General features: G+C 60.2%; 9 protein-coding genes. All 9 read right to left on the bottom strand.

The genetic code is table 11. The annotated features are described in order from the left end of the window. Positions 1 to 197: 197 nt before the first annotated feature. Positions 198 to 1394 (bottom strand): hypothetical protein, encoded by a 1197-nt coding sequence (locus BRADO_RS32630; RefSeq protein ID WP_012030477.1) that lies wholly within the window; start codon positions 1392 to 1394, stop codon positions 198 to 200. Between the two features lie 55 nt (positions 1395 to 1449). Then, positions 1450 to 2493 (bottom strand): hypothetical protein, encoded by a 1044-nt coding sequence (locus BRADO_RS35265; RefSeq protein WP_012030478.1) that lies wholly within the window; start codon positions 2491 to 2493, stop codon positions 1450 to 1452. A 2-nt stretch (positions 2494 to 2495) separates the two neighbouring features. Then, complete coding sequence (locus BRADO_RS34620) at positions 2496 to 4931, bottom strand: glycosyltransferase (RefSeq protein ID WP_012030479.1); 2436 nt, start codon at positions 4929 to 4931, stop codon at positions 2496 to 2498. A gap of 41 nt (positions 4932 to 4972) precedes the next feature. After that, complete coding sequence (locus BRADO_RS35270) at positions 4973 to 5386, bottom strand: hypothetical protein (RefSeq protein ID WP_157872650.1); 414 nt, start codon at positions 5384 to 5386, stop codon at positions 4973 to 4975. Positions 5387 to 5534: 148 nt separating this feature from the next. Then, positions 5535 to 7487, bottom strand: a complete 1953-nt coding sequence (locus BRADO_RS32645; protein ID WP_012030480.1) for a tetratricopeptide repeat protein — start codon at positions 7485 to 7487, stop codon at positions 5535 to 5537. Between the two features lie 17 nt (positions 7488 to 7504). Further along, complete coding sequence (locus BRADO_RS32650) at positions 7505 to 8881, bottom strand: HlyD family type I secretion periplasmic adaptor subunit (protein ID WP_012030481.1); 1377 nt, start codon at positions 8879 to 8881, stop codon at positions 7505 to 7507. Then, complete coding sequence (locus BRADO_RS32655) at positions 8856 to 11084, bottom strand: peptidase domain-containing ABC transporter (RefSeq protein WP_041757945.1); 2229 nt, start codon at positions 11082 to 11084, stop codon at positions 8856 to 8858. The genes BRADO_RS32650 and BRADO_RS32655 overlap by 26 nt, the downstream gene beginning before the upstream one ends. A 183-nt stretch (positions 11085 to 11267) precedes the next feature. Beyond that, positions 11268 to 11822: a methyltransferase domain-containing protein gene (locus tag BRADO_RS32660; protein WP_012030483.1), complete on the bottom strand. Its 555-nt coding sequence runs from the start codon at positions 11820 to 11822 to the stop codon at positions 11268 to 11270. Between the two features lie 594 nt (positions 11823 to 12416). Further along, positions 12417 to 13916 carry a calcium-binding protein gene (locus BRADO_RS32665; RefSeq protein ID WP_157872651.1) on the bottom strand — a complete coding sequence of 500 codons (1500 nt, stop codon included), beginning with the start codon at positions 13914 to 13916 and terminating at the stop codon, positions 12417 to 12419. Positions 13917 to 14067: the final 151 nt, after the last annotated feature.

Here is a 14067-nt window from a genome sequence, read left to right on the forward strand (position 1 = left end):
TCCGTACCAGCGACCGCTCGTCAGCCGGCCATGGCACGTCCACCGCATCCCAAGCCCAACGTCCGTGACGACGCGCACGCCCCTCCGAGGAGCCCGGGACACCGACAAAGGTGCTTCTGATTTGCCCGACGGCGCAAGCGCTGGAGGGTGCGACATGGTAACGCGACGGGCAGTGAATTTGACTGGGGGTCAATAGCCTAGGAAACTAATCCCTCCAACACAACAGTCACCCGATCTCTTTGTAACGAGCGAAAATTGAAATCATCAGCACTTGGAGCAATGATCCGCTCAGTTGCGATCCAGATAACATGATCCGGTTTAAACGACCTAAGTAGATCCAAATCAATAGCATTAGACCATACAAACACAATATACTCGAACAGCGTGTGCATCGCAGAAATCGACGTGTAAGCACCGGAAGTGCCAAACAGATATAGCTTACTTCCCCTATTTGCCGCCATAGTATTACGGGAAATTGACACGTTTCCCGTGATCCGCCCCTCACCACTCAGCGCGCCCGCAACCGTCTCGTGGAAGCTGCGGATGCCCTCGGTAATCGGAGCTCTTGTAGTCATCTTCTCAATAACAGGCGGCCGCATTTTGGAGCCGAGATTTCCACTCATCTCCTCATTGATTACCGTCCACCGATCCAAGTCTATTCTCACTCCAACAAACTTCGCAAGAAATTCGATCAGCACTCGGCGCCCCTCCCAAGAGAGGTGCGTATCTGTTTTGTAGTAGACAAGAAGCTCTTGCTTGGCAGCCAACAGCTCCTCAATTAGATATTTGTAGTTGCGAACCCCGGAAGTCGACAAGAAATTGGTCAGCCGGACCAACCCCCGATCAGCGGCCACAGAAAATTTCCCTCCTCCCATCTCTTCATAAACGACATGTTTTTCTGGGGTGACTAATACGTTATATTCGCCACCCAACGACTCCACGTACGCCGTCCGCATCAGATGCTGGTTCCAAAAGCAGACCAGATCTTCCGACGAAAAATTATTCTCGCCAGACATCTTCGCCAAGACGTTATTGGAATCGTTCCTTAGAAACATCCATCCATCGAGCCCTCGCAAAACAAGCGGCGACTCACCATCAAACACCACCTCGTATTCACCACGCTGTATAACAGCTCCTGTCTCGGCAAATTTTACGCGAATCCGGTTTGCGCCCGGTCGAAGGCTGGAAGAAATATCGACTTCAAAACCATGCCCCCCTGACCCAAAGACGCGCTGAAGATCCGCCCGAGGCTGGTCTGCAGACACCGTAACGGCAAGTTCTCCGTTCACCTCGACTGTCACTTCAACAATTTGATGCCGATCTGTATCCCGCATAGCCCAGCCGACGACCAGCGAGCCAGCAACATCAACGTAACCTAGTAGCTCAGCTGCCATTTAGAGAATCCCGGAATGAAAGCCCCGCAAGAGGAGGCCCAATCAAACTTAACATTCAGTTTTTAGGCGCCAAGCAAGACGCGGACTCTCGTCCGTACTTCAACGCCAACTTCGAAATCTGCACCGCGACATCCACAGAACCCTGACGGCTCCGGACAACCGCCCCCGGCCGAAGATCCCGCTCCTGAGTTTCAAGCCCAACGTACATCGACGTCAAATGCCAATTCGAAAGATCGCGAGCCTCTTGCGGAAAACCAACTGAATCCGACATACGACCACCATCATCGCGACATGAGAACATCCGCTGAGCCAAGTCACAAACAAGCTGATTAATATCGTAACTCCAATGCTGCGGCGCACCCGTCGCAACAATGAATCTTAAGGCCTGATCAGATTTCAAGATCGGGTTAAACACAATGTTGCGACCACCGCGCTCGGGAAAGCAACCGCGATACTCGGCACGCTCTTGCGCAGAGCTAGAATGAAGCAGCTGGACAAACACGGACGTCTTTTGCCGACTGCTTGGGTCGAGATAAAACAACGTAAAGCCGGTCAATACTTGAGCTTTGACCGCTCCGGCTTCTGCAAACGCAACCGCATCAACTTTCGCTTTCGTAAGCTTAAGAGAGACTTCGTAGGTGAGCCTACGACTGAGGGGAAGTTGCGAGATACTGTAATTCGATAGGAATAAGTTAGCACCACCCGTACTGGTGAGTCCACCTCCGGCACTTTCGAGCTCAAAGACCAAGCCATTCTGCTGATCCGAGAATATGCTGAGGCGAGACTCACGATTTGTTGCCAGAAAGGTAAGTAATGGCAGCCCTAAAAGCTCGTCTCGGTACCCCTCCGAATTCACTAACGCCCCCCCAGGATCAAGAAGCTCAGACTTATTCCACTGCATAAGACTCCACTTAGAAGGAGGGCTTCCAGGTAGCGGAAGACGAGCAAAGTAGCTCGGGCCGCGATTCGCTACCGCTCCATCATTAAATTTGACATTTGGGCTGTCGAAAGCAGCAACAACACTCTCATTGTCAGGGCTGAAAGCGTATGCCTGTCCCAAAACAATAACTGAAAGCCCCACCACAACACAGTTGCGCATCTCTACCCAGCGATTGACAGAGGCGTAGGCCTCATCACGTCCGAGCGCGACTTTTCACGCTCCGCCGGAACATCGTCTTTATATCTGTAGTAGAGGCACACGTCATCGGCCGAGGCAAAAGCACCCGTTTGCGGTATCCATTCATCGGGCCCCAACTCATCGTTCAGGCGCAGGAAAGTATCATTTATAAACTGAGCGTTAAACCGCTCTTCTACCGGGATCAACGCACCATACTGCGCGTCTGCTATCCGCTCCGCCTGCGCGCCGATATCAAACGCGATTGGAAACAGCCCAATTTCGAAAGCATCTGACAGCGTGTAAAGGTACGTCTCTGGCCAGATCGACGGGAAGAACCCAAAACGGGGGCTCACCTCAATCAGCCTACGGCGCAAGTCGTCATCAGAGAAATAGGGACCCGTGATGGAAACTCCCACACTCCGAAGACGCTCGTCGATATTTGTATAGCCAATTACGTGAAACCGGATCGGCAATGACCGCTGCGCAGCATCAGCTGCACAACTGAAAATCACCGAAGATCCTTTATGCGGCCCAATTGCTCCGATGACTGCCACGTTGATCGTTCCGTCCCAACTCAGCTCCGATCGCGTCGGAGGAGTACGGGGCAGCAGCCGTGATGGCTCGAGATGACTTCGAACTTGCAATCGAACGTCCGGCAAGAACGGCTGTAGCCGCGCCCTCGTATCCTCGGATGGCACGAAGGTAACATCCGCTAACGATAGAACTTGATGATAGTCGTACCGATATTTCGCAACGGCGGCGCCTGTCCGGCGACCCGGATAGCTATAGGATTTTAGACACTCTTGGCAGGTTAGAGGGCCGGGGAGACCACAATAGTCCTCCCCGTCATCGACCAACTGATTCCGCGGACATATCGCCGAGTAATCATGGACCGTGCTAACAATTCGAACACCGGCTGACTTTACTCCATCTAGGAGCGATTTCGCATGCTCCAGATCAAATCCAACAAGGCTATGTACGTGGAAGAGCTCAAGCCCCGCGCTCAACAACCTCGGAAGTACGAGACCGATAAATTCTTGGACGGATAAGTTTCCTAAGTTGGGGACATGAAGAGGGCTGGTGAATGAGTTGACCGATACAGCACATGGATCGGTCTTGCTGGGCGAGACAATAAACACGCCATAGCCCACGCCCTCTAGTTGCTCCGCGAGCTGCCTTAGGTGGGTCTCGATTCCACCTCCGTTGTTGTGCGAAACAAACACCGCCAGCCTCCTTTTGACTACAGTTAGGAGAAGACGAGCGACATCGATCTTCCGACGAACAGACGACAGGAGATCCCGAGACACAAATTTCCGAACATCGCCCTCGTAACACGGATGCTTCTTAAGTAGCGCTAGATAGCCGGACTTTTGCTGTGTCGAAGCATCTAATGCGAACGAAACCTCACCTGTGTGGCGGACGAACACATCGGTCGCGGCGACATTTCGCCATCCCGCCGCTTTAGCTCTCACACAGTAATCATTCTCTTCACCATAGCCGCGGTTGAACGTGGCAACATCCAATTCCCCCACTTCATGATAGCAGTCGCGATGAATGAACATACAATATCCGACGCCAGTCGGCACATCGACTGGCGCTCCGCGACCCACGACTGAAATTATGGCGTCCAACGCCGCAAGAGGAACTTCTATCGAGTAGTTGTTATTTGCGTTTGTTTCTGGATAACTGAAGATGGTGGCGTTGTTCGAGAGTGGAGTGATGGTCCCAATCTTGCCACTCGAAGCATGGGCCACAATCCGATCTAACCAGCCCGCATATACAATGGTGTCGGAGTTTAGAAGCAGCTTATGCGAGTTTTTGCCGGCTTGCATTCCCTTGTTTACGGACTGTGTAAATCCTAGGTTCTGCTCGTTTTCGATGTAATGGAACAGCTTTCGCCCAGCTAGTTTATTTAGTAATCGCTGCAGGGGCGGCTCTGGCGTTTTGTCGTTAACGACAACCAAACGAAATCTCGTTGCGACCTCAGTCGTCAAAACGGAATAAATGCAAGCCGCAGTATCACGCAACCCGCGATAAACTGGGATAATGATGTCCACTTCAGCCGGGTCGATCTTTCCTGTTACCGACTCCCACATTGCACGCCGAATTGTCGGTATCGGCTCGACAGGCCCCATGAGTTCTGGCCGGGTCCGCGCGCCTTCGTGCAAGCCCTTCCTAATGTAGTGAACGAATGGATTGCCTTCGATAGTCTCGCGGCGGGAAGCAGACGCGCTATAATATCGCAACGAGAAAAAAGGCGCGGGGTCACGAAACTCTCGCCAACCATGCTCGCAAAAGTGCTGCAAAGGGTCAACAGCCGCTTCGGCCACATCAGGGTTTGACCTCAGGTAGAACCCACGATCAAAAAGCCCGCTCTCTGATATGAGCGCGTAGTCTTGATATGAACGTTCTTCAGTCATGGAGGCAGGTTGACCTTAGGAGAGGGAAGGATGCGAAGTTACTAGTCTTCAAATGGAGAACGGCCTTCTTTTTCTCCGTATTGATCGAAGTGGTGCTGACAGGAACTAATTTCCCCGTACTCAACCCCCTCCCCAACATCAGGATAGGCCTTGCTATACCACTCCTCGTCGACAACTACTTGGCAGGGGCGCCTACCTTCAAAATAACCACTTTCGATAAAGTGATGCTTGCCTGAGCGGAATATACCGCGTGCGACAGCATCACGAACGTCTGGGTACTGAGTGACGTACCAGTCTTCGTCGAACGCTGTTCCCCGAAGTACCAATTTTATTAGATCTCGAAGCTTGCCTTCATCGAACTGAGCAATAGAGCCCATTTGGCCGCCTAGGGCAGATTCCCGAACTTTTTGGTAGGGTGGAAGATAGGCCTTCGTTACTTCGGTTTTGGGCGCCATTTCACTCTCTGAGATCAACGATCCGAAATTGCAGATCTTAATGCTATTTCAGTACACTGGCGAGTTGCGTTCAAAGCTCTGGACCAATGCGTTCGTAAGAACAGGCAATATTCCGTGCTTTAACCGCTCAGTTCGTCTCGGCTCGAACTTAAGTCTTCTCGCTTCCTCCTTCGGAAAACGAAAGTCCAGTTGCAGGCACATCGACGTTTGCACCCAGCGCTCGCTGCGCAGCAGCCATGCCCTTCTCGGCAGCAGCACGGAGCCACTCGACGGCCTTCACCTGATCACGCTCGCAGCCCTGGCCTTTGGACAGCATGACAGCGAGATTGTATTGCGCGAAGGGATGGCCCTCGCGGGCGGCGGCCTCGTACCAGGCGACGCCCTGGGCGAGATCCATGTCGACGCCGTTCCCGGTGCAGTACATCACGCCGAGCTGGAACGCCGAGGGCGCGTGGCCGGCCCGAGCGGCCTTCTCGAACCAGGCGAAGGCGGCCTTCGCATCGGTGAGGGCCGAAGCCGTGTCAAGGTGAAGTCCGGCGAGCGCGACCATCGCCTCGACCAGGCCGGCTTCGGCGGCCGGCGCATAGCACGCGGCCGCGGCCGGCCAATCCGGCGCGCCGCCGAAGCGGCCGGCCTTGAGATGGCCGAGTTGCAGGCCGGCCGGCGCATGCCCGGACCCGGCGGCATCCGTCAGCAGCGCGGCGGCGCGGGCGCGGGCCTCGTCGGTGCGGTCGGATTGCAGCAGGACCAGCGCGAGCGCCGTGCGCGCCTCGGCGTCGCCGCCCTCGGCGGCCTTGGCCAGCCAGTGCGCCGCGCGGGCGGGATCGCGCTCGATGCCGGCGCCGGCGGCGTAGATGCGGCCGAGCTGGATGTCGGCGGCGCTGATGCCGGCGGCGGAGGCCTTCTCGAACCAGGAGATGGCGGCAGGCACGTCGCGGGCGATTCCGGTGCCGTCGCGATAGAACACGGCGATGTTGAAGGCCGCGGTGGCGTGGCCGCCCTCGGCCGCGCGCAGGAACCATTTGGCCGCCTCGCGCACGCTCGGCGCGACGCCGCTGCCGGTGGCATAGAAGCGCCCGGTGAAGAATTGCGCCTGTACGTCGCCCTTCTCGGCCGCAGCCTGATACCATTGCGCGGCCTCGCGCAGATCGGGCTCGCCGCCGAGGCCGCGGGCATAGAACTCCGCCAGCGCCTGGATCGCCGGCAGATGGCCCTTGCGCGCCCCCTTGCGCAGCGCGGTCTCGGCGCGGTCGATCGACTGGGCGACGCCGTCGCCGGAGAGAAAGGCGAGGCCGAGGCAATGCAGCGCCAGCACGTCGTCGTGGCGCGCCGCCTCGGCATAGAGCCTGACGGCCTCAGCGCGGTCCTGCGCGACCCCGGTGCCGTTCTGATAGCAGGAGGCCAGCGCCACCTGGGCGCGGGCGTGGCCGGCTTCGGCGGCCTGGCGGTACCAGCCGATCGCGGCCGCAGGGTCGGCTGAGACGCCGAGGCCCTGGAAATAGATATCACCGAGGCCGAACGCGCCGCCGGCGTGGCCCTGCGCCGCGGCCTTGCCATACCAGTCGCGGGCAGCGTCGAGATCGCGGGGGCAGCCGCGGCCGTGGCGGCAGAGCTCGCCCATGCGCGCCTGTGCATCGGCATGGCCGGCGGTTGCGGCTGCGGATATCCAGCGGACCGCCTGCGCGGGGTCTCTCTCGACCGCAAGCCCGGCGGGGAACAGCAGACGCGCAACCGCGGGCGTCTCGCCATTGTCTGCGGCCTCCCGCTGCCACGCCTCGGGGGTGTTGGGACCGACCGGCGCGGCGACGCCATCGAGCAGCATCCAGCCGAGCTGATATTTCGCCTCGGTGTGCCCGGCCTCCGCGGCGCGGCGATACCAAGCGGCGGCGTCGGGGAAGGAGCGGACGACGCCTTCGCCCTTCGCGTACATCTGGCCGATGCGGAACGCCGATTCCGCGGAACCGGAGGTGGCGGCCCGCCGCCAGATCCGGATCGCATCGAGGTATTCGCCGGCCTCGTGACGCTCGGCGCCGGCGTCGACCGTGGCGCCGAGCGGCAGCGCCGCGCTTACCCGCGACAGCACCCGTTGGATTGCACCCATTCAGTCCGCCTGCCTGCTCACGGCTCGCGCATCGCCTGTCCTAAACCGTGTAGCATGCTGCCGAGCACATACATGGCCGCCGAGCGTGTACCGATGTTGATGTCCCCAGTCAGAGTCATCCCCGGGATCAACCGGAAGCCAGCGGGGACATCGTGAAAATTTGTGGCGTCGACGGAACAACGTGCCTTGTAATAGGCGTCGACCGGTTTGCCGTCGTCGTCGAGCGTGAACGCACCCTCGCTGACCCAGCGGATTGTTCCCTGTGCCGTGCCGTGCTCTACGTGGTTGAAGGCGTCGACCTTGAGGGTGCAGGGATCGCCGGGGCGGACGAAGCCGATGTCGCGCGAGGCGATGCGGATCTCTGCCTCAAGCCGGGCGCGCAGCGGCATCAGGGTGATGAAGGGATCGCCGGGCTTGAGCACCGAGCCGACCGACAATTTGGCGAGCGTCAGCACCACCGACGGCTCTGGCGCGCTGAGCCGCACCAGGTCCTGGTGGCGGATCGCCTTGTCATAGGCCGCATTGGCCGCGTCGAGCGAGTTCTGGGTCGTCACCAGGTCCTGGCTGAGCTGCGCGTTCCACTGCTCGATGAACGCCTTGCGGTCGGCGCGCAGCGATTCCACCTGGTGTTTGGCCTCGATCAGGCTGTTGTGCGTCGAGTCGATCTGGCGCAGCAGCTCGAGCCGCGTGTCCTGCGAGATGTAGAGGTTCAGCTTGGAGCCGCTGCCGCTCTCGGCGAGGGTCGAGCGCATGGTCTCGATCTTCTGCAGCACGTCGTCGCGCTGCCCATAGCGCTCGTCATCCTTCTGCAGCTTGGCGATGGTCGCCTCGGTCTGGCTGATCTTGGAATCGAAGCTCGCGATCTGCGCGTCATATTGCGCGCGGCGCTGCCGGTAGAGCGCCAGCTGCAGCTTGGCGTAGCTGGCGAATTCGGCGTCGTCGCTGGGCGGGAACACGAGCGGCGTGCCGGCGAGCTCGGCCTTGTCGCGCGCCACCTGCGCCGACAGGCTCGCGACCTGCGCCTTGTACTGCGCGACGTCGGCCTGGGTGAAGGTCGGGTCGAGGGTGGCCAGCAACTGGCCCGAGGCGACCTGCTGGCCCTCGCGGACGTCGATGGTCTTGATGATCGAGGCGTCGAGCGCCTGCAGCACGTTGATGGCGTCGAGCGGCACGATCTTGCCGCCGACGCTCTGCACCACGCGGTCGAGCCGCATCAGGCACATCACCGCGATGAGGCTGAGGATCATCGCGACCAGCACATAGAGCGTGGCGCGGGCGCCGACCGGCTCGGGCGCCTCGCGGATCGCGTCGGTCTCGGACTGGAACTGGCGGACCGTGGCGACGGCGGCGGGACTGCGAGAGGCGGCACTAAGAGACAAGGGTCGGCCCTCCATAGCCCGGGCGGCTGCGCTTCGGCGCCGCGATGGCGTGGCTGTTCTGCTGGTGCCACAGGCTGGAATAGATGTCGTTGCGCTCCAAGAGCTCCTCGTGGCGGCCGATGTCGTCGATCACGCCGCGGTTCAGGACCAGAATGGCGTCGCAATCGACCAGCGAGGACAGCCGGTGCGAGATGATGATCATGGTGCGGCCATGGCCGATGCGGGCGATGTTGGCGTTGACGATCGCCTCGCTGTCGGCGTCGAGCGCCGAGGTCGCCTCGTCGAGGATCAGGATCGGCGGGTTGACCAGGAGCGCGCGGGCGATCGCGAGGCGCTGGCGCTGGCCGCCCGACAGGTTCGGCGAGCCCTCATAGATGTAGGTCTCGTAGCCGCGCGGCAGCTTGTCGATGAACTCCTCGGCGCCGGCGAGCCGCGCCGCGCGCACGATCTCGTCGAAGGTCGCGTCCGGCTTGGCAGCGGAGATGTTCTCGCGGATCGTGCCGGAGAACAGGAAGTTCTCCTGCAGCACCACGCCGACATTGCGGCGGAGATGATCGACGTCGTATTCGCGCACGTCGATGCCGTCGATCTTGATCAGCCCGCCGTAATCCGAATGCAGCCGCTGCAGCAGCCGGGTGATCGTGGTCTTGCCCGAGCCGCTCTTGCCCATCACGCCGAGCTTGGCTCCGAGCGGGATCTCGAACGACAGGTTGTTCAGCGCCGGCGACACCGCGCCCTTGTACTTGAAGGTCACGCCGGAGAACTCGACGAGGCCCTTCAGCGGCACCCGGACGCCGTGGCCGGAGCGGCCCTCCTCGGCCGGCTGGTTGACCAGCTTGCCGACGATGCCGACCGCCGAGCGCGCCTCGTCATACTGGTTGACCAGTTGCGCCATCTGCATTAGCGGCGCGGCGACGCGCTGCGCCAGCAGCAGGAAGGCGAACAGCGCGCCGACATAGACCGGATCGTCGGTAGTGAGAGCGAGGTATACGCCCAGCGCATAGGGTAAACTGACCGCGAGCCGCTCCAATGGCCGCACGACAGCTTGGATGATCGTCCCGGTCATGCCCTCCGCCATCCGCGCCTTGGCGAGACGCGCGACGAACACGTCCCACATGTGCTTCTGCCGCGCGTCGAGCGCCAGCGACTTGACGGTGCGGATGCCGTTCAGGGTCTGCACCATGAACGCGCCCATGGCGCCCTCCGCGGCGAGCACCGCGTGCGAGCGCTTGCGATAGACCGGCAGCATCGCCACCAGCCACACCGCGATCAGCGCGACGAACGCCAGAACCGCGAACGTCATGATCGGGCTGAAGAAGAACATCACCGGCAGGAAGAAGATCAGCGTCGTCGAGTCCAGGATGGTCCCGAACAGCTGCCCCATCAGGAAGGTGCGGATGCGGAAGATCTCGCGCATGTCGCGCGCGACCATGCCGACCTGGTTGCGCTCGAAGAAATCGATCGGGAGGTTCAGCACCTTCTCGAACATGTAGGTCGACAGCTTGACGTCGAGCCGCGCCGTCAACTGATGCACCAGAAGCTGGCGCAGGAACGCGAAGGCCGATTCGAACGCGATCAGCACCAGCATCGCCACGCACAGCACCGTGAAGGTGTTGAACGCCTTGTAGTAGAGCACCTTCTCCGACAGCAGCCGGTAGAACATGATCGGCGCGAGACCCATCATGCCGAGCACCAGCGCCGCGACCGCGACGTCGCGGACGATGCGCCGCTCGCGGAAGATCAGAGCCGTGATCAGCCCGAGGCTGAACGGCTGGGTCTCGTCGGAAATCTCGTAGTCGCGCTTGGCCAGCACGACCTCGCCGGTCCAGACCTGCTCCATCCGCAGCCGGTCGATGACGAGCAGAGCATCCTCGCCGACATTGGGATCGCGCAGCACGGCGCGCGGATTGTTCTCGTCACCCTCGAGGCGCAACAGCACCATGCTGCTGCCGTCCTTGAGCCGGACGATCGCCGGCAGCGCGCGCTTGAGATGGCTCAGCCCATCCCAGTCGAGCCGGACGGCCTTGGCGCGCATGCCTGAATTGTTGGCGCATTTGACGATCTCGGCGGTCGAGACCTCGCTGCCGCTGAGCACATTGTCGTGGATCAGCTGCGAAACCGTGAAATGCAGGCCATGCTGGCGCGCCACGATCACGAGTGAGGCGAGGCCCGTGGGCTCGACGGCCTCGGCCGTCTGGGCGCTGGGAACGAGCTCCATGGTCACACCTGCCTTGATCATCTGTCGTCGCCACGGCGCTGCCGCGCGACCCGGCACAATGATAATTCGCTACCAGATGCCGCAGCCGGGATTATGCCGCAACGCACATCGAAAGCCAATCTGGAAGAGTGATATAACGTAAATCCGAGACGAGATATGTTGGTCAATTAACATTTGCAGAGCTCAGCCGACTTTCTCGCGGAAATCGAAGCCACAGGCGTCGAGTTCCCGCTGGATGGCCGCGCTATCAGCGCCGGACATCAGAGCGAGGGCACAGATCTCGAAATTCTCACTGCGCACCGACACGGCCGGAAAGCCGGCTCCGAGCAGCAGGTTGCCGAGTCGATCCGAGGTGAACCCGGTCTTGTGCGCCATGTAATGACGCCCTTCCTCGATCGCCTTCGAGTGGCCGTAGATCATGTCCAGCGGACGGATCGGCCCCGAGGGCGACATGTAGGCGATGCTTGCCAACCCGTGGGCCAGAACGTGCTCCGCAACGGCCTCGAGGTCCGGGGACATCACGAGGGCAAAGCCGCCTGGTTTCAGCACCTCGCGAAACTGCAGAAACGTCGGATGGACCTCATGCGCATAAAGATGCTCCATGACATGCGAGCACCAGATCGCATCGAAGGATGCCGGCGGAAACAGGCGGACGAGATCGGTCACCGAGCCCACGAGATCGGGATTCACGTTGGGATCGATGTCCAGACGAATCTCTTCCCAATCCGGCGTTGCCACGAGCGGTAAAATACGCCTTGCGGTCGTGGACCCCGCTCCAGCATTCAACAAGCGTCGTTTAGCCAATTTCGGAGCGCTCCAAACCCGGGCTGAAGCTTTGATTCATTTGTCAAAATATGTCGGAGTGCAAGCCTAGCAGGGCGCGGTCCGGAAGGCCACCCCGCGAACGGCCGAGGCCAGGAACAGGGTGAACAACTGCCCCGGCATACCTGTCCCGACACGGCGATCGCAAAGACGATGGCGCCCCGGATCCACTGAGAGGTCAGAAATGGATCCAGGCCCCATCGCTGAAACGAGGTACTCGACGGCCGGTCAGCACCGTCACCGGCGCGCTGTCGTAGATGAAGAGCCGGTCGTTCTCGTTGCAGGTTGCGACGACAACCGGCGCAAGGCATGTCACTCACCGTTGACACGACCTTGGACGAGACGTCAGCGACGACCTCCTTCAACGCGTCATGGGCGAAAGCGGTGCCGATCGCGCTCAAGTCGACCACGACGTTGGCGGTCGAGTCGGGCGTCGCAACGCCTCCTGACATCCGAACTGCAATGAGGTCGCCCTTGTCAGGCGAGGTAAAGACGGTCTTTCCGACCAGGTCAGGTCAGATGGATAAAGTTGCCAGCCCGGAAAATAAGGTACTCGATATTGCTCACATGTGCGACCTGCGTGACAACGTCGTAGGACGGCGGCCCCTCTGGATAACGCGGATAGACGTGATAGCCGAAGTTGACGTCATAGGACCCCGCCGTGGCGCCGGGCGTAATCGACATGACGCTCGACAGGTCGCAGAGAGAGAATGTGACGGAGTCCAAGTCACCACCGCCGCCATCGATCGTGTCCGGGGTGAAAAGATTCTTCAGATAGAAAAAGTCCTGGCCAGCGCCGCCGACCATTGATGAGGTATTGCCGCCGGTATCGTCGGTGAAGGAACTCCCATCGTCTCCGCCGATCATCACGGTCACGCCGTTGCCATAGCCCGCCTTGAGAAGATCGTGACCGCTGCCGCCGTAGAGCGTGTCGTTGCCGTATCCGGCATAGAGCTGGTCATTGCCGCCGCCACCATAGACGACGGTGCCTTGGCTTGAATTGCTGTTCGAGTAAACGACGTCGTCACCGCCACCGCCGTCGAGCACAGCCGTTGCCGCGCCGCCGATGAGGAGATCGGCATCGGCGCCGCCGCAGAGCGAATCGGCTCCTGCTCCTGCGTAGAGAGAATCGTTGCCCGAGTCGCCGTAGAGCTTCGCGCCTTGACTGGCTACGGAGTTCGAGTAGATCGCGTCATTGCCGTTGCCGCCGTGCAGGGCATCGTTGCCGGCTCCGCCGACGACGAGGTCATTGTCGTCATCGCCGTCGGCATATTGCGCGGCGCTGCCGAATACCAAGATGTCGCTGCCGGCCCCTCCATAAAGCGAATCCTGACCAGCGCCGGCGTAGAGCTGGTCACTGTCAGCACCACCATCGAGCACGTTCGCATGGACAGCGTCGCTGCCTGAGATCAGGATGTCGTTGCCATTCCCACCCAACAGATCGGATGCCGTTCCGCCGTAGAGCGTATCGTCGCCATCGCCGCCCGCCAGCTTGTCGGCGCCCGACCCGAAGAGCAGGTCGTAACCGGAGCCACCGTCGAGAAGGCTCGCCCCTGAGACCTGATCGACCAGAACGTCGTTGCCGGCTCCGCTCGACAGCGTATCGGCGCCGGCACCCGCGTAGATCGTGTCATTGCCGGACCCGGTCAGTACGGTCACCGCCGCGGAGTCGTTGACAAACACCTGATTGTCGCCATTGCCGGTGGCGACGAGCACCGGCGACAATCCGTTGACAGATAGGACGACGTTGGACGCGACGTTGGCAACGATCACCTTCAGGCTTGGATCCACGTTGACGGTATTAACAGCATTGGTCTCGATCAGAACATTCGCGGACGGGTCCGGCACGGAGATGGCGACGCCCAACTGTGCGGGAATGGGCAGGCCATTGTCGGGAGATGTGTAAGATGTTCGCCCGATCAGATAGGCGATCACCTGCTGGCGCAGAGCGGGATCGATCGGAGCGAGCGCCGCCAACAGACTTGACTGCGTCAAAATGATTGGCGTCATCACAACGTTCGCTTTCAAATTGATTAGTCGGCAATGGGAGCAATGATCTACCACTGCCGGAAAAAACAACTCAGTCGCGTCCGGAAATTATCATGCAATTTAAGGTTTATTCGTACTTGCATGAGACCGGATGACTGGAAATCCGTCGATT

Origin of the sequence: Bradyrhizobium sp. ORS 278, from assembly GCF_000026145.1 — a bacterium.
In the GTDB taxonomy this organism is placed as follows: Bacteria; Pseudomonadota; Alphaproteobacteria; order Rhizobiales; family Xanthobacteraceae; genus Bradyrhizobium.